At 56.1% G+C, this 20,891-nt stretch carries 16 protein-coding genes and 1 pseudogene; 12 read left to right on the forward strand and 5 right to left on the reverse strand.

Going from position 1 to position 20,891, the window contains the following annotated elements:
- Nucleotides 1–194: 194 nt before the first annotated feature.
- Entirely contained in the window at nucleotides 195–2,138 is a 1,944-nt protein-coding gene (locus FZF01_RS18920) for an ATP-binding cassette domain-containing protein (protein ID WP_150279412.1), read from the reverse strand.
- A gap of 193 nt (nucleotides 2,139–2,331) precedes the next feature.
- On the opposite strand from FZF01_RS18920, the gene FZF01_RS18925 reads away from it, so the two are divergent.
- Nucleotides 2,332–4,287, forward strand: coding sequence for a transglycosylase SLT domain-containing protein (locus FZF01_RS18925; RefSeq protein WP_150279413.1), 1,956 nt, complete (start codon nucleotides 2,332–2,334; stop codon nucleotides 4,285–4,287).
- 65 nt (nucleotides 4,288–4,352) lie between these two features.
- Here FZF01_RS18925 and FZF01_RS18930 read toward each other — a convergent pair whose 3' ends face one another.
- From FZF01_RS18930 to FZF01_RS18940, 3 genes are all read right to left on the reverse strand, one after another.
- Nucleotides 4,353–5,285: a chemotaxis protein gene (locus FZF01_RS18930; RefSeq protein ID WP_150279414.1), complete on the reverse strand. Its 933-nt coding sequence runs from the start codon at nucleotides 5,283–5,285 to the stop codon at nucleotides 4,353–4,355.
- Between the two features lie 92 nt (nucleotides 5,286–5,377).
- On the reverse strand, nucleotides 5,378–5,962 hold the full coding sequence (gene nfuA, locus FZF01_RS18935) for a Fe-S biogenesis protein NfuA (protein WP_150279415.1): 585 nt from the start codon (nucleotides 5,960–5,962) through the stop codon (nucleotides 5,378–5,380).
- Between the two features lie 93 nt (nucleotides 5,963–6,055).
- Nucleotides 6,056–6,595: a type 1 glutamine amidotransferase domain-containing protein gene (locus FZF01_RS18940; RefSeq protein WP_150279416.1), complete on the reverse strand. Its 540-nt coding sequence runs from the start codon at nucleotides 6,593–6,595 to the stop codon at nucleotides 6,056–6,058.
- Nucleotides 6,596–6,752: 157 nt separating this feature from the next.
- Here FZF01_RS18940 and metH point away from each other — a divergent pair, with 157 nt between their 5' ends.
- From metH to FZF01_RS18955, 3 genes are all read left to right on the forward strand, one after another.
- On the forward strand, nucleotides 6,753–10,445 hold the full coding sequence (gene metH, locus FZF01_RS18945; RefSeq protein ID WP_150279417.1) for a methionine synthase: 3,693 nt from the start codon (nucleotides 6,753–6,755) through the stop codon (nucleotides 10,443–10,445).
- Between the two features lie 7 nt (nucleotides 10,446–10,452).
- Nucleotides 10,453–11,787: an MATE family efflux transporter gene (locus FZF01_RS18950; protein WP_223825564.1), complete on the forward strand. Its 1,335-nt coding sequence runs from the start codon at nucleotides 10,453–10,455 to the stop codon at nucleotides 11,785–11,787.
- A 104-nt stretch (nucleotides 11,788–11,891) separates the two neighbouring features.
- Entirely contained in the window at nucleotides 11,892–12,083 is a 192-nt protein-coding gene (locus FZF01_RS18955) for a DUF2970 domain-containing protein (protein WP_150279426.1), read from the forward strand.
- Between the two features lie 72 nt (nucleotides 12,084–12,155).
- Here FZF01_RS18955 and FZF01_RS19715 read toward each other — a convergent pair whose 3' ends face one another.
- The gene (locus FZF01_RS19715; RefSeq protein ID WP_263363818.1) at nucleotides 12,156–12,278 is read right to left on the reverse strand and encodes a hypothetical protein; all 123 of its coding nucleotides are present in this window, start codon (nucleotides 12,276–12,278) and stop codon (nucleotides 12,156–12,158) included.
- A 274-nt stretch (nucleotides 12,279–12,552) separates the two neighbouring features.
- Between FZF01_RS19715 and FZF01_RS18960 the strand changes: the two genes are divergently transcribed.
- The 8 genes and pseudogenes from FZF01_RS18960 to FZF01_RS18995 all read left to right on the forward strand — a co-directional run.
- On the forward strand, nucleotides 12,553–14,211 hold the full coding sequence (locus FZF01_RS18960; RefSeq protein ID WP_150279418.1) for a nitrite/sulfite reductase: 1,659 nt from the start codon (nucleotides 12,553–12,555) through the stop codon (nucleotides 14,209–14,211).
- Nucleotides 14,195–14,692, forward strand: a complete 498-nt coding sequence (locus FZF01_RS18965) for a DUF934 domain-containing protein (RefSeq protein ID WP_150279419.1) — start codon at nucleotides 14,195–14,197, stop codon at nucleotides 14,690–14,692. Before FZF01_RS18960 ends, FZF01_RS18965 begins: the two co-directional genes overlap by 17 nt.
- A gap of 382 nt (nucleotides 14,693–15,074) precedes the next feature.
- Nucleotides 15,075–15,725 (forward strand): PH domain-containing protein, encoded by a 651-nt coding sequence (locus FZF01_RS18970; protein ID WP_150279420.1) that lies wholly within the window; start codon nucleotides 15,075–15,077, stop codon nucleotides 15,723–15,725.
- A gap of 102 nt (nucleotides 15,726–15,827) precedes the next feature.
- Nucleotides 15,828–16,448: a hypothetical protein gene (locus FZF01_RS18975; protein ID WP_150279421.1), complete on the forward strand. Its 621-nt coding sequence runs from the start codon at nucleotides 15,828–15,830 to the stop codon at nucleotides 16,446–16,448.
- A gap of 89 nt (nucleotides 16,449–16,537) precedes the next feature.
- Complete coding sequence (locus FZF01_RS18980; RefSeq protein WP_150279422.1) at nucleotides 16,538–16,927, forward strand: hypothetical protein; 390 nt, start codon at nucleotides 16,538–16,540, stop codon at nucleotides 16,925–16,927.
- A 126-nt stretch (nucleotides 16,928–17,053) separates the two neighbouring features.
- Complete coding sequence (locus FZF01_RS18985) at nucleotides 17,054–17,485, forward strand: lysozyme inhibitor LprI family protein (protein WP_150279423.1); 432 nt, start codon at nucleotides 17,054–17,056, stop codon at nucleotides 17,483–17,485.
- A 306-nt stretch (nucleotides 17,486–17,791) separates the two neighbouring features.
- Nucleotides 17,792–18,736, forward strand: a complete 945-nt coding sequence (locus FZF01_RS18990; protein WP_150279424.1) for an ankyrin repeat domain-containing protein — start codon at nucleotides 17,792–17,794, stop codon at nucleotides 18,734–18,736.
- 1,381 nt (nucleotides 18,737–20,117) lie between these two features.
- Nucleotides 20,118–20,816, forward strand: a pseudogene (locus FZF01_RS18995) (IS110 family RNA-guided transposase); the annotation flags it as partial.
- Between the last annotated feature and the right edge of the window lie 75 nt (nucleotides 20,817–20,891).

Here is a 20,891-nt window from a genome sequence, read left to right on the forward strand (position 1 = left end):
CACATACCGTCATTCCCGCGAAGGCGGGAATCCAAGCGGTGTCTAGCCAATACCCCTGCGCGCCCTGATACTCTGTCGCCATTCCCGCGCACGCGGAATCCATTTTGACCTTCCGCAGTTCCGGACCAGCTCCGCGCGCGCCGCACCACCCAATGGATCCCCGCCTTCGCGAGGATGACGATTGGTCCGAATGCCTAGCCCCCCGCCATATCCTCAAGCTCCGCCCAGCGCTCCATCGCCTTATCCAACTCGGCCTGTTTCAACTCCATTTTTGCCAGCACATCGGTGGTTTTTTCCACGGACTGCTGATAGAAGCTGGCTTCACTCACCTGCGCCTGTATCGCCTTAAGCTCGGTTTCGAGCTTTTCCATCTGCGCGGGCAAGGCATCGAGTTCGCGTTGCAGCTTGTAGCTCAACTTGACCTTCGGCTGGGCCGGGGCTGCTGTTGGGGCAATGGCGGGCGCTGCCGGGGCGGGTTCCGGAGCAGCGGGCGCCTCAGGGGTATCAGGTGCCATGGCCCCGGAATCCCATTCGGCCAGCGACTCGACCTTGCCGCCCTGGCGCAACCAGTCGGCGTAGCCACCTACGTACTCGCGTACCTTGCCGTGACCCTCGAACACCAGCGAGCTGGTCACCACGTTGTCCAGGAAGGCCCGGTCGTGGCTGACCAGCAGCACGGTACCGTCAAAGCCGGAGAGCACTTCTTCCAGCAACTCCAGGGTTTCCACGTCCAGATCGTTGGTCGGTTCGTCGAGCACCAGCATGTTGGCGGGCTTGCTGAACAGACGCGCCAGCAGCAACCGCGCCCGCTCACCACCGGAGAGCGCCTTCACTGGTGTGCGCGCACGCTCGGGCGAGAACAGGAAGTCACCCAGATAGCTGATCACATGGCGACGCTCGCCGTTGATCTCGATAAAGTCGCGGCCCTCGGAGATGTTATCGATGACCGTCTGCTCCAGGTTCAACTGGGCGCGAAGCTGGTCGAAGTAGGCAACCTCTAGCTTGGTGCCGTGCTTGACGGTACCGCTGGTCGGCTCGAGCTGACCGAGCAGCAACTTGAGCAAGGTACTCTTGCCCGAGCCGTTGTTACCGATCAGACCAATCCGATCGCCGCGCATAACGTTCAGGTCCAGATTGCGTACCAATGGCACGTGACCCAGCCAGGCAAAGCTGACGTTATCCAGTTCGATAACCCGCTTGCCCGAGGAGTCTGCCGTCTCCAGCTGGAAGCTGGCCTTGCCCTGACGCTCCAGGCGCTGGGCGCGCTCATTGCGCATTTCCTTCAACGCACGTACGCGACCCTCATTACGGGTGCGGCGAGCCTTGATTCCCTGGCGGATCCAGACTTCTTCCTGGGCCAGTCGCTTGTCGAACAGCGCATTGGCTGTAGCCTCTGCAGCGAGCTGCTGCTCTTTATGCTCCAGGAAGCTGACGTAATTGCCCTGCCAGTCGATCAACTGCCCGCGATCCAGCTCCATGATGCGTGTAGCAAGCGCCTGCAGGAATTGACGGTCGTGGGTAATAAAGAGCACAGCGCCGCGAAAATCAAGCAGCACCTGTTCCAGCCAGGCAATGGTATGGATATCCAGGTGGTTGGTCGGTTCGTCCAGCAGCAGTACATCAGGCTCGGCGACCAGTGCCTGGGCGAGCAGCACGCGGCGACGCCAGCCACCGGACAGCTCGGACATTTTCTTGTCTGCCGGCAGACCCAGTCTGGTCAAAGTGGTCTCTACCAACTGGTCCAGCCGCCAGCCGTCCTTTGCTTCCAGACGCTCCTGTACCTTTTCCAACTGCGCCAGCTCGGCGTCGCCCATCTCACCGGTAATCAGGTGGTGATATTCGGCAAGCAGCTCGCCGACGCCTGCCAGACCGCGGGCGACCACGTCGTAAACGATGCTGTCATCGGCCTTGGGCAGCTCCTGTGGCAGCTGGCCGATCTTCAGACCCGGCGCATACCAGATTTCCCCCTCATCAGCGGGCTGTTCGCCGTTGAGCAGCTTGAACAGGCTCGACTTGCCGGCTCCGTTGCGTCCGATCAGACACACGCGCTCCCCGCGTTCAAGCTGGAAGCCTACCTTCGACAGCAGCGGATTGAGCCCGTAGGCCAGGGATACATCGGTAAACGAAAGCAGCGCCATATAACACCTTTTGATTGTTCAGGACGGCATTCTACCTGCTGTGCTCGGGCGCTGCATGCCATAGTTGAACACTTTGTCGACGCCCCCTATGACGGTGCCTGACAAACAGCTAAGCTTGAGATTCGTTGCGGAATGTCAGTCGACCGCACACCTGGATTGCCCATTTTTCGCTCCACCCCGCTCGGGACCCATGATGCAGCTCTATTTTCCCGCACTACTGAAAACCCTCACCGCTCTACTGTTGGCAACCCTGCTGGGCTCCAGCCTGCCTGCGCAAGCGGATATCCAGCAGCAGCGGCAGACCTATGACCAGGCCATGGCCGCTCTCAAGGCCGGCCAGCAGCAGCGTTACGCCAGTCTGCTTGCAGGCTTGCGGGATTACCCTCTGTATCCCTACCTTTTACTGGAATCGCTTCAAACGCGAGTCAAAACGGCACCCCATCGGGAAATCGAGGACTTTCTGGTCTCCCATGGCGACCTGCCCTTTGCTCAGCGCCTGAAGAATGACTGGCTGCGCCGCCTGGTACGCGAGGGCGACTGGAGCCGTCTGCGCAAAAACTACGACACCGCCAGCCAGGCTGCCGAATTTGACTGTCAGTTGGCGTTGCAAAGCTGGCGTGAGGGCAACCAGAGCGCCGCCATGAGCCGCGCAGCCGAGCTCTGGACCGTAGGCCGCTCCCAGCCCAACGCCTGCGATCCGCTCTTTGACCGTTGGCGTGAGGCCGGCGGCCTGACCGAAGACGTCGCCTGGGCACGCATCCGTGAAGCCCTGCTCTATCGCCAGGACGCGTTGGCACGCTATCTGGTGCGCTACATGCCGGGGCAGACGCCCCTTGCCGAACTCTTCGTGAATACGGCCACCGGTCCCGAAAAACTGGTCGAGAGTGAACGCTACCGCCCCAGCGCGGGTCAGCCCGCCGACAAAATGGCGGATATTGCAACCGTATCGCTGCGCCGCCTGAGCCGCGACGATCCCGCACGGGCTCTGGCCTTCTGGCCCTATTACAGCGACCTGCCCTATAAACAGGAAGACCGTCTGGCCATCACCCGAGACATCGGTGTGCGTATGGCCAAAAGGCATGCACCCGAAGCGTTGGCCTTCATGGCCGCCAACGATCCCCAGATGCTGGATGACCAGGTCACCGAATGGCGTATCCGCCTGGCCCTGCGTACAGGGCAATGGCAAACCGCTCAACAATTGACCAGCAACCTGCCCGCCTCACTGGGTAACCAGAGCCGCTGGCGTTACTGGCAACTGCGCAGCGCCCAACTGGCGCGCCCGGAGGTCGGTGAGCTGCGCCACGATTACCAGGAGCTGGCCAACGAACGGGACTTCTATGGCTTTCTGGCCGCCGAGCGCAGCAACCAGCCCTACGCCCTGCGCCACCAGACCGCTCAGGTTGAACCAGCCGTATTTGCGCGGGTAAGCAAGGCCGGCGGCATACGCCGCGCCAGGGAATTCTACGCGCGCGGCCAGGTGGTCGATGCACGCCGCGAGTGGTACCACGTCGGCAAGATATTCAGCCGCGAGGAGCTGATTGCCCAGGCCATGATGGCCCGCGAGATGGAATGGTACTTTCCAGCTATCCGCGGCATCAGTCTGGCGCAACACTGGGACGATCTGGATATCCGCTTCCCGATGGCCTACCAGGAGCCGATCCGCGCCCAGGCTGCCGCCCGCCAGCTGAATTCAACCTGGGTGTATGCCATCACCCGCCAGGAAAGCGCCTTTATGGCCGATGCCCGCTCCCACGCCGGTGCGACGGGTCTGATGCAGTTGATGCCAGCTACCGCGCGGGAAACTGCCAGACGGTATGACATCAGCCTGGGGCACCCAAATGAACTGCTGATTCCTGAGCGCAACATTGCCCTGGGCACCGCTTACCTGTCGCAGTTGAATAGCATGTTCCGGGGCAACCGGGTGCTGGCCTCGGCAGCCTATAACGCCGGCCCCGGCCGCGTGCGCCAGTGGACTCGCGAGATGCCCACTATCCCCTCCGATATCTGGATCGAGACAATCCCCTTCGACGAGACCCGCACCTACGTGCAGAGCGTGTTGAGTTACGCGGTGATCTACGGTCAGAAGATGGGTATTCGCCAGCCGGTAATGGAACAGCATGAGCGTTACCTGGAAGCCTACCGGCCTTAGAAACAACAACGCCCCGTGCAACGGGGCGTGTAGTTGGTGACTGAGCACGTAGCGCTCAGGGCAGCTCAGGCATCGATCAACCTGAGCCGCTCGCGGACCACTTCTACCAGTTGGTCGGGCTGGAATTTGGAGAGGAAGCCGTCGCAGCCGACCTTCTCGACCATCGCCTTGTTGAAGTTGCCCGACAGCGAGGTATGCAGCACCACGTAAAGCGCGCTCAAGCGCGGGTCCTTGCGGATCTCCGACGTCAGACGGTAGCCGTCCATCTCGGGCATCTCGGCATCGGTGATCACCATCAGCAGCCTGGACGCAATATTCGGGTCTTCATCCGCCCACCCCTGCAGTCGCTTCAAGGCCCGCAAGCCGTCGGTCTCCACGTGCAAAGTCAGGTCCAGTTGCGAGAGGGTTTCCTTGAGCTGGGCGATACCGGTAGGCGAATCATCCACCAGCAGCACTTCACGCCCACGCGCCTTGTTCAACAGCGCCTCATCCAGCAGGCCATCACTGACCTTGGCATTAAAGGGCACTATTTCAGCGAGCACTTTCTCCACATCAATGATTTCGACCAGCCGGTTGTCGTCGAGGCGGGTGATCGCTGTCAGATAATGGGAGCGCCCTGCACCACGGGGCGGCGGCAGTACCGCATCCCAGTTCAGGTTCATGATGCGATCGACGCTGCCGACCAGAAAGGCCTGCACGGAACGGTTGTATTCGGTGACGATGATAGTGCTTTCAGGCGTGACAGCCTGGGGCCGCATGCCGATGGCGCCGGAAAGATCAATAACGGGGATAGTCTGACCGCGCAGGTGAATCACACCCACCACGTGGGGCGCGCGCGCCGGTAGCTGAGTCAGGCGGGGCAGCTGCAATACTTCGCGGATCTTGAATACGTTGAGAGCAAACAGTTGCTGTCCGGCGAGCCTGAACAGCAATATTTCCAGGCGGTTCTCGCCTACCAGCCGGGTGCGCTGATCTACTGTATCCAGAACTCCGGCCATGACAAACCTCACTGATGAATGCTAGTTGATATACCGCACAGTATATCCCTTATCGGCCGTCATGGCGGTTTCTGAACCCGGCTTTAAAGCGCTTAGTAAAAGGCGTTTTCCTTCACGGTGTGGTCCGTTACATCGCGTACCCCTGTGATCTCGGGAATCCGCGCAATCATGGTCTTTTCGATGCCTTCCTTGAGGGTCACATCCACCATGCCGCAACCCTGACAGCCGCCGCCGAACTGCAATACCGCAACGCCGTCTTCGACCACGTCAATCAACTTGACCTCGCCACCGTGACTGGCCAGACCGGGGTTGATCTCGGTTTGCAACAAGTAGTTGATGCGCTCATTCAGCGGGCTGTCATCGTTGACCATCGGCACCTTGGCGTTCGGCGCCTTGATGGTCAGCTGGCCACCCATGCGGTCGGTGGCAAAGTCGACAACAGCGTCTTCGAGAAAGGGCTCGCTGACAGCATCGATCCACACCTTGAGAGACTCAAGCTCGATCGTTCTGTCTTCGGGTTTCTCCTCACCTGGCTTGCAATAGGCGATACAGGTTTCCGCATAGGGCGTGCCCGGCTGCGTGATGAACACCCGTATCCCGATACCGGGCGTATCCTGCTTGGCCAGTAATTCGGCCAGATACTCTTCCGCTGCCTTGGTGAGGTGAATGCCTGCCATTATAGTGCCTCGTATTCAATGTCTGTTTGACGGCATTGTACGGGATCAAAGCGCGCGGATAAAGACATACCTTTTTGGTAGGGTATTATTGGCTCAACTGCCCATGGCTGAAATCAGCGCCTGATTGAATGCTGGCAGGTCATCGGGCTTGCGGCTACTGATCAGCGAGCCATCAACCACCACTTCCTCATCGACCCAATGGGCACCGGCATTACGCAGGTCATCTTCCAGCGAGGGCCAGCTGGTCATGCGCTTGCCCTTGACCAGATCGGCAGAGGCCAGAATCCAGCCACCATGGCAGATCACCGCAATGGGCTTGTTATCCCCAGCCGCGTCGCGCAAAAAAGTACGGGCCTTTTCATTGATCCGGATGTTGTCGCCATTGATCACACCGCCCGGTAGCAGCACCGCGTCGTATTGATCGCTGCGCACACGATCGAAAGTGGTATCGACCTTGAATGCATCCGCCGGATCCGTGTGATTCCAGCCCCGCACCTCACCGGATTCGTCCGAAACAATCTCGACCTTTGCACCCGCTTTCTCGAGCGCGTCCTTCGGACTGGTCAGTTCCACCTGCTCGAAACCATCGGTTACCAGAATTGCAACGCGCTTGCCTTCAAGGGAAGTAGCCATGTGTAAACTCCTACAGAAACAGAATGTCTTTCCTGTGACCGGCGACAGGCCGAAAGTTCCTGTAGCGACTGGCCACAACTTGCCATACACCTGTTTACCACCTGCCCGGCGCTTATCTGTTAAACTTGCCGGCTTTGCGTACACCTTCGGAGCCACCATGTCTGAGCGTTCTGCCCGCCTCCAAGCACTTCATTCTGCCCTGAGTCAGCGGATTCTGATTCTCGACGGCGGTATGGGTACGATGATCCAGAGCTACAAATTCGAGGAGACGGATTTTCGTGGTGAGCGCTTTGCCGACTGGCCTTCGGACCTCAAGGGCAATAACGACCTGCTGGTATTGAGCCAGCCCGACGCCATCGCGGCGATGGAGAAGGCCTACCTTGACGCCGGCGCGGACATCATCGAGACCAACACCTTCAACTCCACCCGGGTATCCCAGGCCGACTACGGCATGCAGGACCTGGCCTACGAGCTGAACGTCGAAGGCGCACGCCTGGCTCGCCGGGTCTGTGACGAGAAAACCGCTGAAACGCCTGACCGCCCACGTTTTGTTGCCGGCGTACTGGGGCCGACCAGCCGCACCTGCTCCATCTCTCCGGATGTGAACAACCCCGGCTATCGCAACGTGACCTTTGATGAGCTGGTAGCCGACTACATCGAGTCGACCAAGGGCCTGATCGAGGGCGGCGTCGACCTGATTCTGATCGAGACCATCTTCGACACCCTGAACGCCAAGGCGGCGATCTTTGCGGTGCAGGAAGTCTTCGAGCAGCAGGGTTTTGAATTGCCGATCATGATCTCCGGCACCATTACCGATGCCTCCGGCCGCACCCTGTCGGGCCAGACCACCGAAGCCTTCTGGAACTCCATCGCCCACGCCAAGCCGATTTCAGTCGGTTTGAACTGCGCATTGGGTGCCAAGGATCTACGCCCGTACCTGGAAGAGCTCTCGAACAAGGCCGACACGCATATTTCCGCGCACCCCAACGCGGGCCTGCCCAACGAATTCGGCGAGTACGACGAAACGCCCGAGCAGACCGCAGCGGTTATTGAAGAGTTTGCCGAAGCAGGCTTTCTGAACATCGTCGGCGGTTGCTGCGGCACCACACCCGAGCACATCCGCGCCATTGCCGAGGCCGTAGCGAGCTATCCGCCGCGGGCCATACCGGACATCCCCAAGGCCTGCCGCCTATCGGGTCTGGAACCCTTCACCATTGATCGCAGCTCGCTGTTCGTCAACGTGGGTGAGCGTACCAACATCACCGGTTCTGCTCGTTTTGCCCGGCTGATCAGGGAAGACAACTACACCGAAGCCCTGGAAGTCGCGCTGCAGCAGGTCGAATCCGGCGCGCAGATCATCGACATCAACATGGACGAAGGCATGCTGGATTCGAAGGCGGCCATGGTCACCTTCCTCAACCTGATTGCCGGCGAACCGGATATTTCCCGCGTGCCGATCATGATCGACTCCTCCAAGTGGGAAGTCATCGAAGCCGGACTCAAGTGCATTCAGGGCAAGGGCATCGTCAACTCCATTTCCATGAAGGAAGGCGTTGAGCAGTTCAAGCAGCAGGCGCGCCTGTGCAAGCGCTATGGCGCGGCAGTGGTGGTCATGGCCTTTGACGAGAAAGGCCAGGCCGACACCGAGCAGCGCAAGCGCGAGATCTGCAAGCGCTCCTACGACATCCTGGTCGACGAGATCGGTTTTCCGCCCCAGGACATCATCTTCGATCCGAATATCTTCGCCATCGCCACCGGCATCGAAGAGCACAACAACTACGCAGTCGACTTTATCAACGCCTGCGCCTACATCCGCGCCGAGCTGCCCCACGCCTTGACCTCGGGCGGTGTATCCAACGTCTCGTTCTCGTTCCGCGGCAACAACCCGGTGCGTGAAGCCATCCACTCGGTGTTTTTGCTGCACGCGATCCGCGCCGGCCTGAACATGGGTATCGTCAACGCCGGCCAGCTGGAGATCTATGACGAAATCCCCAAGAAGCTGCGCGACATTGTTGAAGACGTGGTGCTCAACCGCAATCCGGAAGCTACCGACGCCCTGCTGGCCATTGCCGACGAGTACAAAGGCGATGGCAGCGTCAAGGAAGCCGAGACCGAAGAGTGGCGCAGCCTGGACGTGAACAAGCGTCTGGAGCACTCCCTGGTCAAGGGCATCACAGCCTGGATCGTCGAGGACACCGAAGAGGCCCGCCAGCAATGTGCCCGCCCGATCGAGGTGATCGAAGGCCCGCTGATGGCCGGCATGAATATCGTCGGTGATCTGTTTGGCGCCGGCAAGATGTTCCTGCCCCAGGTGGTCAAATCGGCCCGCGTCATGAAGCAGGCCGTGGCCCACCTGATTCCCTTTATCGAAGCAGAAAAAGGCGACAAGCCAGAAGCCAAGGGCAAGATCCTCATGGCCACAGTCAAGGGCGACGTGCACGACATCGGTAAGAACATCGTCGGCGTGGTACTTGGCTGTAACGGCTATGACGTGGTCGATATGGGCGTGATGGTCCCGGCAGAAAAGATTCTCAAGACCGCCATCGCCGAGAAGTGCGACATCATTGGCCTGTCCGGTCTGATTACGCCCTCGCTGGACGAAATGGTGCATGTTGCCAAGGAAATGCAGCGCCAGGGCTTTTCCCTGCCGTTGATGATCGGTGGCGCGACCACCTCCAAGGCGCACACCGCGGTCAAGATCGACCCGCACTACAAGAACGATGCAGTGATCTACGTGACCGACGCCTCGCGCGCAGTCGGCGTGGCAACCAGCCTGCTGTCCAAGGAGATCAAGCCGGACTACGTGGCAAAAATTCGCGCCGAATATGAAGTGGTCCGCGAGCGCACCGCCAACCGCCGGGCCCGCACCGAGTACCTGAGCTACGAGCAGGCCCGCGCAAACAAGTTTCAACTGGACTGGGATAGCTATGAGCCCCCTGCCCCGTCCTTCACCGGCACACGCACCCTGGACGATATCGATCTGGCAGAGATCGCCGAATTCATCGACTGGACGCCCTTCTTTATCTCCTGGGATCTGGCCGGCAAGTATCCGCGCATCCTCGAAGATGACGTGGTGGGTGAAGCGGCCCGCTCCCTGTTTGCCGATGCCCAGGCCATGCTCAAGCGCATGATCGACGAGAAGCAGATCAAGGCCAAGGCCGTAGTTGGATTCTGGCCGGCCAACCAGGTTGACGATGATGATATTGAACTGCAGGACGCCGACGGCCAGCCCCTGGCCAAACTGCATCAGCTGCGTCAGCAGAATGTGACTCCGGACAAGAAGCCGAGCATGAGCCTGGCGGACTTTGTTGCGCCAAAGGACTCCGGCAAACAGGACTATATCGGCGGCTTTATCACCACAGCCGGTATCGGTGCTGAAGAATTGTCCAAGCAGTACGAAGACAAGGACGACGACTACAACGCCATCATGGTCAAGGCCTTGGCTGACCGCCTGGCAGAAGCCTGCGCCGAGTGGCTGCACCGCAAGGTACGTACCGAGCTGTGGGGCTACATCGAGCAGGAAGACCTGGATAACGACGCACTGATTCGCGAGAAGTACCAGGGCATCCGTCCGGCGCCGGGCTATCCAGCCTGCCCGGATCATACCGAAAAGAGCACGCTGTTCAGTCTGCTGGACCCGGAAAGCAACTGCGGCGTGACCCTGACCGAGAGCTTTGCGATGTTCCCGACCGCGGCGGTTAGCGGTTGGTTCTTCTCCCATCCGCAGTCCAAGTACTTCGCCGTCGGCAAGATCACCAAGGATCAGGTCGAATCCTACAGCGAGCGCAAGGGCGCTCCCTTGAGCGTCACCGAACGCTGGCTCTCGCCGAACCTGTCCTACGACAACTGATCGGCTGATGTCGATCCTGCCAGGCCGCGACAAGCTCAGAACCATCACCTTTCTGGGCTTGCCGATCATGGGCGGCATGCTCAGCCAGAGCCTGCTGAATCTGGTGGATGCGGCCATGGTCGGCAGTCTGGGCAGTGCGGCTCTGGCCGGCGTGGGTCTGGGCAGTTACATCAACTTCATGGCGGTAGCGCTGGTCATGGGTCTGGGCGCCGGCGTGCAAGCCATGGTGGCGCGGCGGCGCGGCGAGGGTAATACCGCGCACCTGGCCCGGCCGCTCAACGAAGGCCTGCTGATTGCCCTCATCCTGGCGATACCCCTCACACTGATTGGCTGGTTTCAGGCGGCCAATATCATGGCCTTTCTATCTGCAGACACCGCGGTGCAGGAGATCGGTACCGGTTACTTCCAGTGGCGGGCATTGGCCATATTCGCGGTAGGGGCCAACTTTGCCTTTCGTGGTTACTGGAACGGCATACGCCAGACCGGACTGTATCTGCAGATTCTGATCGTCATGCATCTGCTCAACGTGCTGATCAGCTACGGCCTGATCTTCGGCCGCTTCGGCTTACCCGAGCTGGGCGCAGCCGGCTCGGGCCTGGGTACCTGTATTGCCATGTTTATCGGCGCCGGTATGTACGTGGCCATCACCTGGCACAAGGGGCGTCACCACGGATTTTTGCGCACACGACCGCGCAGTCGTGATATCCGCGCCATGCTGCGCCTGTCAGTTCCCAACTCCCTGCAGCAGTTCTTTTTCGCCACCGGCATCACCACTCTGTTCTGGATCGTTGCGCAGATTGGCACCTCCGAACTGGCAATCGCCCACGTATTGGTCAACCTCTCGCTGTTTCTGATCCTGCCGGGCGTCGGCCTGGGTATGGCCGCCACTACCCTGGTCTCCCACAGCCTGGGGGACAGCAAACCCGAAGAAGCCTACCGCTGGGGGTGGGATGTGGCGCGCGTTGCCGTGTGTGCGCTGTTTGTGATGGGCATGCCCTTCTGGCTGGCACCCCATCTGGTGTTGAGCCTGTTCACCCAGGACCCGGAGCTGCTGGCGCTCGGCGAATGGCCCTTGCGGGTAACCGGCATCGGCATGGCGCTAGATGCCACCGCCCTGGTGCTCACCCAGGCCCTGCTGGGCGCCGGCGCAAGCCGCACAGTGATGGCGGTGAATCTGGGCAGCCAGTGGCTGGTATTTCTGCCGCTGGCGTATCTGGCCGGGCCGGTACTGGGCGGCGGGCTACTGACCATCTGGATACTGCAAAGCTGCTACCGCGCCGCCAACTCGGTCATCTTTGCACTGGTCTGGCGCCGCCGGCATTGGGCAGACATTCGCATATGACGCCCGATGTGCGATCATCTGACAAAACACAGGCCGGAGAGACTATGAGCACTGGGAGCACGGGTGATCAGCAGGATCAGAAAAAAGAAGAGCACGAAGGCGGCATGACCTTCGGCCAGACCTTCATGAGCGTATTATGGGCAGCTCTTGGTGTGCAGAGCAGCAAGGCGCGCGAGCGCGACTTCACCAAGGGCAAGCCTAGCCATTTCATTCTGCTCGGGATCGGCTTTACGCTGGCTTTCGTACTGATTATTGTCGCAGTGGTAAATCTGGTGTTGTATCTGGCGGGACTGTAGCGAAGAGGCTCATTTGCCTGGCGATGACAAACCCGAACACTTCGCCCGGAGCCGGGCGAAGTCGGAATTCGCTTAGTGCTGGCTAACCCAGAAAACGGCAGTCGCCACGGCAATCAGAATCAGCGCCACCGCCGCAAAGGCATCAAGGTGGCTATCGGTGTTATTACCTGAATCCTGCATTTCTTGCTCGTTCATGGCCATGTCCTTTCTTGTTTTTGTAAACAACTTTGGGTCTATACAGGCGATACGTTAAGCTGGTGATGGCGTAACTGTCAAACATGCGGAGCATTAGTGCATATAAAGGCTGCACAGGGCCGACAAACCCTTCCAAACTGATCTAAACATATACATAAACATTCCTTTTGTGCATATCGAAAATTTGCTATCTTCCCGCCTCAAGTTTCGGCCGAATGGGTAGAGCTGCGTCCTTTTTCGCGCTCCCCAACCTTACTACCGACAGGTTGTCAGAATGTATATCTACGACGAGTATGACCAACGGATTGTCGAGGAACGTGTAGCACAGTTCCGCGATCAGACCCGCCGCTATCTGGCCGGCGAGTTGACCGACCCCGAATTCCTGCCGCTGCGCCTGCAGAACGGCCTTTACGTTCAGCGTTATGCACCCATGCTGCGTATCGCCATTCCGTACGGCCTGATCTCCTCCACGCAGATGCGCAAGCTGGCTTTTATTGCCCGCGAATACGACAAAGGCTACGCCCACTTCAGTACCCGCCAGAACGTACAGTTCAACTGGCCTGCCCTTGAAGACGTGCCGGATATTCTCGCGCACCTGGCCGAAGTACAGATGCACGCCATCCAGACCAGCGGCAACTGCATTCGTAACACCACCACCGACCAGTTTGCCGGCGTGGCCGCAGACGAGCTGGTGGATCCGCGCCCCTGGTGCGAGATCATCCGTCAGTGGTCGACCTTCCACCCGGAATTCGCTTTCCTGCCGCGCAAGTTCAAGATCGCCGTCAACGGCGCCACCGAAGACCGTGCCGCCATCGGCGTGCACGACATAGGTTTGAACGTGGTCAAGAACGATGCTGGCGAAATCGGCTTCCGCGTGCTGGTTGGCGGCGGTCTGGGTCGCACGCCCATGGTAGGCAGCGAGATCAATGCCTTCCTGCCCTGGCAGCACCTGCTCAGCTATCTCGACGCCATCCTGCGTGTTTACAACCGCTATGGCCGTCGCGATAACAAGTACAAGGCGCGCATCAAGATTCTGGTCAAGGCCCTGACCCCGGCCGTGTTTGCCGAGCGTGTGGAAGCCGAATGGCAGCACACCAAGGATGGCCCGACCACCCTGACCGAAGATGAGCTCAAGCGCGTCGCAACCCACTTCAGCGCGCCCGCTTACGAAACCCTGCGTGGTGACGACGACGCCTACCTGGCACAGCGTCAAGCGGACAAGGGCTTCAACAACTGGGCCCTGCGCAACGTGCACGCCCACAAGGTGCCCGGTTACGCCGCCGTTACCCTGTCGCTCAAACCGACCGCTGTTGCACCCGGTGACGCTAACGATCGCCAACTGGACGCTGCTGCCGAATTGGCCGACCGTTTCAGCTTCGGCGAGCTGCGCGTGACCCACCAGCAGAACCTGGTACTGGCCGACGTACGCCAGGCCGACCTGCACGCACTCTGGCAGGCCGCCAAGGAACAAGGCTTCGCCACGCCGAACATCGGCCTGCTGACCGACATTATCTGCTGCCCCGGTGGCGACTTCTGCTCCCTGGCCAACGCCAAGTCCATCCCGATTGCCGAAGCCATCCAGCGCACCTTCGATGACCTGGATTACCTGCACGACATCGGCGATCTGGACCTGAATATCTCCGGCTGCATGAACGCCTGTGGCCACCACCACGTCGGCCATATCGGCATTCTGGGTGTGGACAAGAAAGGCGCCGAGTTCTACCAGGTCTCCCTGGGTGGCGAAAGTGGTCGCAACGCCGCTATCGGCAAGATCCTCGGCCCCTCCTTCGCCGCCGAAGAAATGCCCGCCGTGGTCACCAAGGTAGTGGATGTATACCTGGAGAAACGCACACCGGAAGAGAACTTCATCGACACCTTCCAGCGTATCGGCATGGACCCCTTCAAGGAGCGTGTATATGCAGCAACTCATTAAGGGCGAAGCACTGGTCAGGGAAACCTGGCACCTGCTGCCAGCCGACACCACCCTGGATGGCATGTCCAACTGTGACGACCTGATCGTACCGCTGGCCCTGTGGCTGGATCACGCCCACGCCCTCAAAGCCCGCGATGGCGGCCTCGGCGTGTGGCTGAACAGCGATGAAGAAGTGGAAGCCATTGCCGACGACCTGGAACACTTTCAGGTCGTCGCACTGAACTTCCCGGTATTCAGCGACGGCCGCAGCTACTCCAACGCCCGCCTGCTGCGCGACCGCTACGGCTACAAAGGCGAAGTCCGCGCCATCGGCGACGTACTGCGCGATCAGCTGTTCCTCATGAAACGCTGCGGCTTTGATGCCTATGTGATTCGTGAAGACCGTAATGCCGAGGAAGCCCTGCAGAGTCTGAAGGACTTTTCAGAGGTGTATCAGGCGGCTACTGATCAGCCACAGCCGTTGTTTCGTCGGCGGGGTTGATACCTCCGAACTAAAGCCGGGGCGTTCTGCTCCGGTTGTTTTACCCCTTCCCCTCTAGATAGAACCCAACTGCGCTGCGGATAGCTGCGGGCGGTTGTTGGCTATGGGCGGGGATTTTTCGTTGCGCCCGGCTATAAAACCGTAGCACTATGCCAGTAGCTGCTGACGCGCAGTCCCCTCTTTGGTGGCATGGATGCCCTTGGTCTTATACTTCAAGCATTCTCTCCTTCATAAGGTAACTGTTAGCGTGAGATAAACAGTTTATTGTTTAGCTAAGCGAGAAGACCTGCCCGGACTAACGTACTGGAATACCCGCTAACTGCATGCAAGTGCATTTAAGCTAATCGCCAATCGCCATACTCCAATTAAAAATGGACAAAGAATGGAAAATTACGAAAAATACGCTGAGCACACCAAGACTAGAGATTGGAAATCCATTTGCCAACTAAATGACGTTGAACTCGACTCTTTTGGCACGAGAAAAGAACTGAATGTCCTGCCAGAGTATTTAGAAAAAAATGAAACTGTTTTTGCTTTAACATCAGGAGTCATGAAACAGAGCGATACATCCAATACATTCGATTTTGGAACCAATACATGGCTTGTTGCGCTCACAAGCGACAGATTTCTTTTTCTTGATGCAGCGATGCTTACAAGTTCTGTCGACTCTCAGAGTATTCGCCACGAGCGTGTACAAGCTGTCTCGGCTTCTCAAGGCTTTGTGTTAGGGAAAATATCTATTGATCTAGGAAACAGAATGCTGGTTATTGACAACTGCCACAAGTCAACTGTCAAAGCCATGGCGAGTCTTGCCAACAAGTGGATTAAAGAGCTTAGCGATAAAAAAGACATCTCAAACAATGTAATTCCAGCATTGTCGCAAACGCCCCTTTTCGATTTATTAGAGAGGTTGGAAAAGTTCTTCACTTTAGGCGCTTTGTCAGATGAGGAGTTTAAAGAGGCCAGGGCGAAGATTTTAGATTCTAACGAATTTAAAAAAGAGAAAGAGAAGCTCTTATCCTCTATAACGTGATTAGGCGTAACTGGGGCCAGATGAGCACTTCAGGGTCACTTCATTCGACCAGGGCAAGTATCTGGTTAATAATCACGATCTATTAACTACAAGGACTTTACTTTGAAAAATATTATTCTCGTCACGATGCTAACCTTAGCCGTTGCAGGATGCGATAAGGTCGAAGAAGATACCGCGCAGACAAACCAGCCCCCGTCTATGTGCGGAAAGGATACGGATTGCAAGGGGGATCGGATTTGCGAAAGCGGTCAGTGCATTTCACCTGGATCGCAGACTTTAGACGCCCCGATTTCCGAAGCGGCAGCGCCAGCAGCTCCAAGCATTGAATATGAAGCCATACTGATTTCTGGTGATACGGCAGGCCCATTCGATACGGCCTATATGGATCTTGGCACCGCTCTCAATTACCAATCCAGAGCTGGTGTAGCAAACCTCATGGAACAGGTTGTAGAAGATCCCGAAGCTACAGGCTATGTTAAAATCGAAAAAGTTTATGCATTCGGACCAGATAGATACGTTTTGGTTGTCTCAACAGGCGAAAGTGGCAACTCCTGCCCGGCGACGACATACGTCTTCAGCTACGACACTAAAGGTGAATATGTTGATAGCAAAGCCAGCATTGATGGCTGCTCAGAGACTGTCGAAGCCTTTGCTGAAGGGAATAAGTTGAGCATCAAGAAAGAAGGCGCAACCACCGTCATATACAATGGTAAAGTCAGCTAACTCCAAGCAAGACTGAAAAATTTATTGCAAAAACGAAGTGGATATATTTGTTTAACGCTTTTATTTCTTAACAACTATAGGGATACTCAATGTTACGCTCAATTTCGGTTATTATTTTAATGTCTACTTTTCTTATCTCCGGATGTTCAACACTGGCAGACGCGCAAGCTGCAAAAGGACAAGGTACTACTAAAGTTTACGAGAAAGATTTTGATACTGTGTGGCAATCGACAAAGGAAGTGGTAATAAGCTCAAAACTAGACTTAGTGTCAGCAAATAAAACAGAAGGGAAGATTTTGGCTCAAAGATCCATGACCGCCTTCAGTTACGGGGAGAACGTTGCAATCTTTGTTGAACCTATTCAAAGAAATACCAAAACACGGGTTGAGATCGTAAACAAAAAGACTGTCGCAGCAAACCTTACCGCAGCCAATTGGGAAGTAGCTTTATTTAGAGCGCTTGATCAAAAGCTTAAATGAGCCACCACAGGATTAAGGTGCCGGATCGGGGTCAGATACCTTGCCACCCTATTGCCCTCATCCCTTGTCCGAAGATGATAATATCCTGACCTGAATAAGCCACCCCTCGGCACTAATGGATCCATAATGAAAACGATATTCTTTATTATTGCACTCGCAACATTTGCGCCATGGTCGTACGCTGCAGATGTGTTCTGTGACACTGGCCGCATTCACCCTATCGACGACCAATTCGCGCTTGAGTTGGAGCAAAGCGGCGGAACCACGGTGGATATTCGTAATGCCCAAGGAAACGCTCATGAAGGCTGGGACAGAGAATTAAATCGTGTGTATCGCGAGCTGATGGACATTCTCCCTGCTGAAGAAAAATTGTTATTAAGAGACGCACAAAGAGCATGGCTTAATTTTCGTGACACAGAAGCGAGATTTTGGTGGTCTGAAAATATTTCAGGTGGAGGTACTATGCAGCCAATTAATGTTTCTGGCTATGGCATAGAACAATTGAAGGGGCGAGTATGCCAGCTATCTAAATACGAGCAGGCAGCAATGCATTTTTGATCGAGGAGTAACCGGGATCTGGTCTTGCCTTTTGCCCTCCCCCGCATCGGTGGTTGCCCGGCGCTGAATTTATCGGGGAAGCCGGGGGTCATGTCTTGCCTTTTGCAATGCCGGGACGGCCGGTATGGCAAAAAGCCAGACCTGACCTTGATCACCACTCACATTATACGTCTCGAGCCGGAGCGTTAGATGGCCGTTTCGATAAATATCTATCAAAAAAGAAGAAATAAATGGGACATAAAATAAAGGGGACAGATTTATTTTAAGAAATAAAGGGAACAGATTTATTTTCTAGTTTTTTTGGTGATGCATACTCACATGAACGGAAATATTCTTAAAAAAAATGGTTCACCAGCATCTTATGGAAACGATGATATGTTCGATGGCAAGCACATCTCACCACAGGCAGTGGAGCCAATAATGAATCGATATGGAATAAGAACGTTCGCCGGTTTTATTCACCCTCGATCTTGGTTGTTCTTTATAGCCTTGTTGGCGGGAACGCAACAAGTAGCAGGCTTGGAACATAGCGTAGGTAGAATGACCGCCAAAGACGTTTTTGAAGACGCGTCCCTGCGGCGGATCGCAGAAGCTGCTTGCCGAGGCGACGCAGAGACCGTTAACCTTTATGCCAGCTCCGGCGTAAATCCAAACGGGTCAGGGTTGGAAGGGCTTACACCTCTGGCGTGGGCCGTGAGTTGTGATAGCGTCGAGGGTGTCCAAGCGCTCCTTAAGGTTGGGGCAGACCCAAATCAGGCCATAGGCGATGAATTTAGTTCTGTAGTGTACATTGCGGCAGGTCGCAGTGACCCAGGGCCGCTCAAGGCATTGCTGGAAGCGGGGGCCGAAGCTAACGTTTTTGATCTAAAATCCGAGCGCACCGGGCTTACGCAAGCATTGTCACGCGGGATCGAGGCAGATGATTGGCGGCATTGGGAATTGCTGTTGGAAAAAGCAGATATTAATCGTCCCATGGACAAGTTTGGGGGGACTATTGCGACTTACGCCGCATCCTTCAATCAATTCGAGCGCGTTGTCCAGCTACTAGAAAAAGGCTACAGCTACCGATTGCGCCAGCTAGGTAGATACGTGGAAGTATCAGAAGGCCGAGGCGAACCTTTTGCTACCTGGCAGAAAAAAGCTATCCAGATTCTAAACAACCGTGGAGTTGTGTTCCCCGTCGGACCTATCGCTCCTGAGCTTCTCTCAGAAGTAGAGCTGCAGCGACTGCCACCGCGCTACCAGGAGTAAAGGGGACAGATTTATTTTTCTAAAGAGAATAAATGGGGTCAGATGAACATTAATCGCAGAGCAATACGCCTTTGTTTAGTTTTTATAAATTTTGCTGACCCATTCCAATAGTCAGGATCTTGAGTCATATGAACCGATCCGGTACTGGCGAGGAAAGCAGTCGTGGTACCTTGGTAAGGCCAAGCAAACCACTATACAAGACCCTGTATGACCTAGCCAACTGTTACAACGAGTCAGCAGAAATCATACTCTCCACGATTATCACTACCAAGGCAACAGAGTTCATAGCACCTGCAATAATGTGTCGCAGCTTCGCTATCGAGCTTCTACTTAAATTCTTCATAGCCATAGAAAAGCCCGCGGCTCGATCTAAATCCGATCTTGGTGAAATTGAAGACAATCTCCGAGGCCATAAATATTCAGAACTATTTGATCGACTGGATAATACCTATCAACTATTAATCGTAGAATGCTTTTCGGACCTCGCGGTCCAGAATACTAGTAAAGATTTGTTCCGCGAGCACTTAATTAATCTAGGGGACGACCCCTTTGTTAAGTGGCGGTATATCTACGAGAGCCCAACGACCAAACATATTGACATTAAGCTATTAGGCTTGATAGCAAAATCGCTCGGATTAGTAGCCTACAAAGAGACCCAACGCAAAATCTCTTGAACAACAGGAACCTGGTAATTGTGGTCAGATGAAAATTCTCGGTAGAAACACTCTTTTATCCCAGCCTTCTCCTATCAATTGCGCCTTAAATATTAAAGGAAGGATTATCATATGGAATCTGTGAAGAGGACCCTACAGATAGGCGGTATTGAAGTGGAGGCGTGGTATTCTTCCGAGCCACCTGATGGCTATATGTACTCGATAGATATCGCCCCACAGTCGGAAGAAAAGCTGTACAAAAAATTTCATTTGATGCGCTTAAGAAACGTCTCCCCCACTGAGCTTCCGGAGTCGTGCAGTATTGTTTTCCAGAGCCCGAGATCTGAGTTTAAGAGAGTCGACTTCGTTAAAATTAACAAAAAACAAGGGCGATGCGAACTAGAAATCATACTCTGCATCGACTTTCGTGATTGGGAAATGAAGGAATCTGTACCTAGCTTTGTTGACAGGTATTGCGATGCTCTAAAAAACCGCCTCCCCGGCGCTCCGCGGCCCACTAGATTAGAAACACTTCCGCTCCGCTGAGTCCCAGCTAGACTTCTTCTGCTGGACAGTGATCGTTAGCTCTTTGGAGGCTTAGTCCCCGTCAAAAAACATGATCCAGGGGAAGCTGCGGACCCGTTATTGGTGGCGCCTTTTGGCGACCCCGTTTAGGAATGTGATCTGATCCGAGTCCCCGTCCAGTACTTCTTTGCTGGAGGATTCTCATGAAGAAGCTCAACTCAGTACGTAACGGTTTACCGGTCATCAATGACCACGCAGCCGGCATAGATATCGGATCTCGCTTCCATGTCGTGGCGGTCCCAGCCGACCTTGCTGAGCAACCTGTGCGAACGTTTAGAGCGTTCACAGCTGACCTCGAGTGCATGGCTCAATGGTTGGCCGATATCGGGGTTACTACCGTAGCGATGGAGTCCACAGGGGTGTACTGGATTCCCGTCTACGAGATTCTGGAAAGCCACGGTTTGCACGTCGTATTGGCCAACGCCCGCGATGCTCGAGCCGTTCCTGGTCGCAAGACCGACGTTAATGACGCGCAATGGATTCAGCGCCTGCATGCCTGCGGCTTGCTCCGTGCAAGTTTTCATCCGGATCGTGAGATCGCTGCTTTACGTAGCTACCTACGCTTGAGGGAACGGCATTTGGATTACGCTGCCGCCCATATCCAGCACATGCAGAAAGCGCTTACTCACATGAACATCCAATTGCACCATGTAGTAGCAGATATTACTGGGGCCACTGGCATGAGGATAATCCGGGCTATTGTTGCTGGTGAGCGGAGCGAAGCAGCATTGGCAGCCATGCGTGATACTCGCTGCAAGTCGAGCATTGAGACTATCCAGAGCGCTTTGGTTGGCAACTATCAGCCAGAACATGTCTTTGCTCTGACCCAGGCGTTAGCCATCCGAGTTACCCACAACCAGTAGACACCTTCTATAGTTAGGTAGCCCCTAGCAGGAGGTGTGTCATGACCAAGAAAC

The sequence above is a fragment of the Halopseudomonas salina genome (assembly GCF_008641105.1).

Excerpts from the sequence above, each read along its gene's own strand:
- FZF01_RS18980 (WP_150279422.1), top strand. The coding sequence starts at position 16,538 with ATGTTACGCTCAATTTCGGTTATTATTTTAATGTCTACTTTTCTTATC.
- FZF01_RS18990 (WP_150279424.1), top strand. The coding sequence starts at position 17,792 with ATGCATACTCACATGAACGGAAATATTCTTAAAAAAAATGGTTCACCA.
- FZF01_RS18950 (WP_223825564.1), top strand. The coding sequence starts at position 10,453 with ATGTCGATCCTGCCAGGCCGCGACAAGCTCAGAACCATCACCTTTCTG.
- nfuA (WP_150279415.1), bottom strand. The coding sequence starts at position 5,962 with ATGGCAGGCATTCACCTCACCAAGGCAGCGGAAGAGTATCTGGCCGAA.
- FZF01_RS18960 (WP_150279418.1), top strand. The coding sequence starts at position 12,553 with ATGTATATCTACGACGAGTATGACCAACGGATTGTCGAGGAACGTGTA.
- FZF01_RS19715 (WP_263363818.1), bottom strand. The coding sequence starts at position 12,278 with ATGAACGAGCAAGAAATGCAGGATTCAGGTAATAACACCGATAGCCAC.
- FZF01_RS18970 (WP_150279420.1), top strand. The coding sequence starts at position 15,075 with ATGGAAAATTACGAAAAATACGCTGAGCACACCAAGACTAGAGATTGG.
- FZF01_RS18955 (WP_150279426.1), top strand. The coding sequence starts at position 11,892 with ATGACCTTCGGCCAGACCTTCATGAGCGTATTATGGGCAGCTCTTGGT.
- FZF01_RS18940 (WP_150279416.1), bottom strand. The coding sequence starts at position 6,595 with ATGGCTACTTCCCTTGAAGGCAAGCGCGTTGCAATTCTGGTAACCGAT.
- FZF01_RS18985 (WP_150279423.1), top strand. The coding sequence starts at position 17,054 with ATGAAAACGATATTCTTTATTATTGCACTCGCAACATTTGCGCCATGG.
- metH (WP_150279417.1), top strand. The coding sequence starts at position 6,753 with ATGTCTGAGCGTTCTGCCCGCCTCCAAGCACTTCATTCTGCCCTGAGT.
- FZF01_RS18930 (WP_150279414.1), bottom strand. The coding sequence starts at position 5,285 with ATGGCCGGAGTTCTGGATACAGTAGATCAGCGCACCCGGCTGGTAGGC.
- FZF01_RS18920 (WP_150279412.1), bottom strand. The coding sequence starts at position 2,138 with ATGGCGCTGCTTTCGTTTACCGATGTATCCCTGGCCTACGGGCTCAAT.
- FZF01_RS18965 (WP_150279419.1), top strand. The coding sequence starts at position 14,195 with ATGCAGCAACTCATTAAGGGCGAAGCACTGGTCAGGGAAACCTGGCAC.
- FZF01_RS18925 (WP_150279413.1), top strand. The coding sequence starts at position 2,332 with ATGCAGCTCTATTTTCCCGCACTACTGAAAACCCTCACCGCTCTACTG.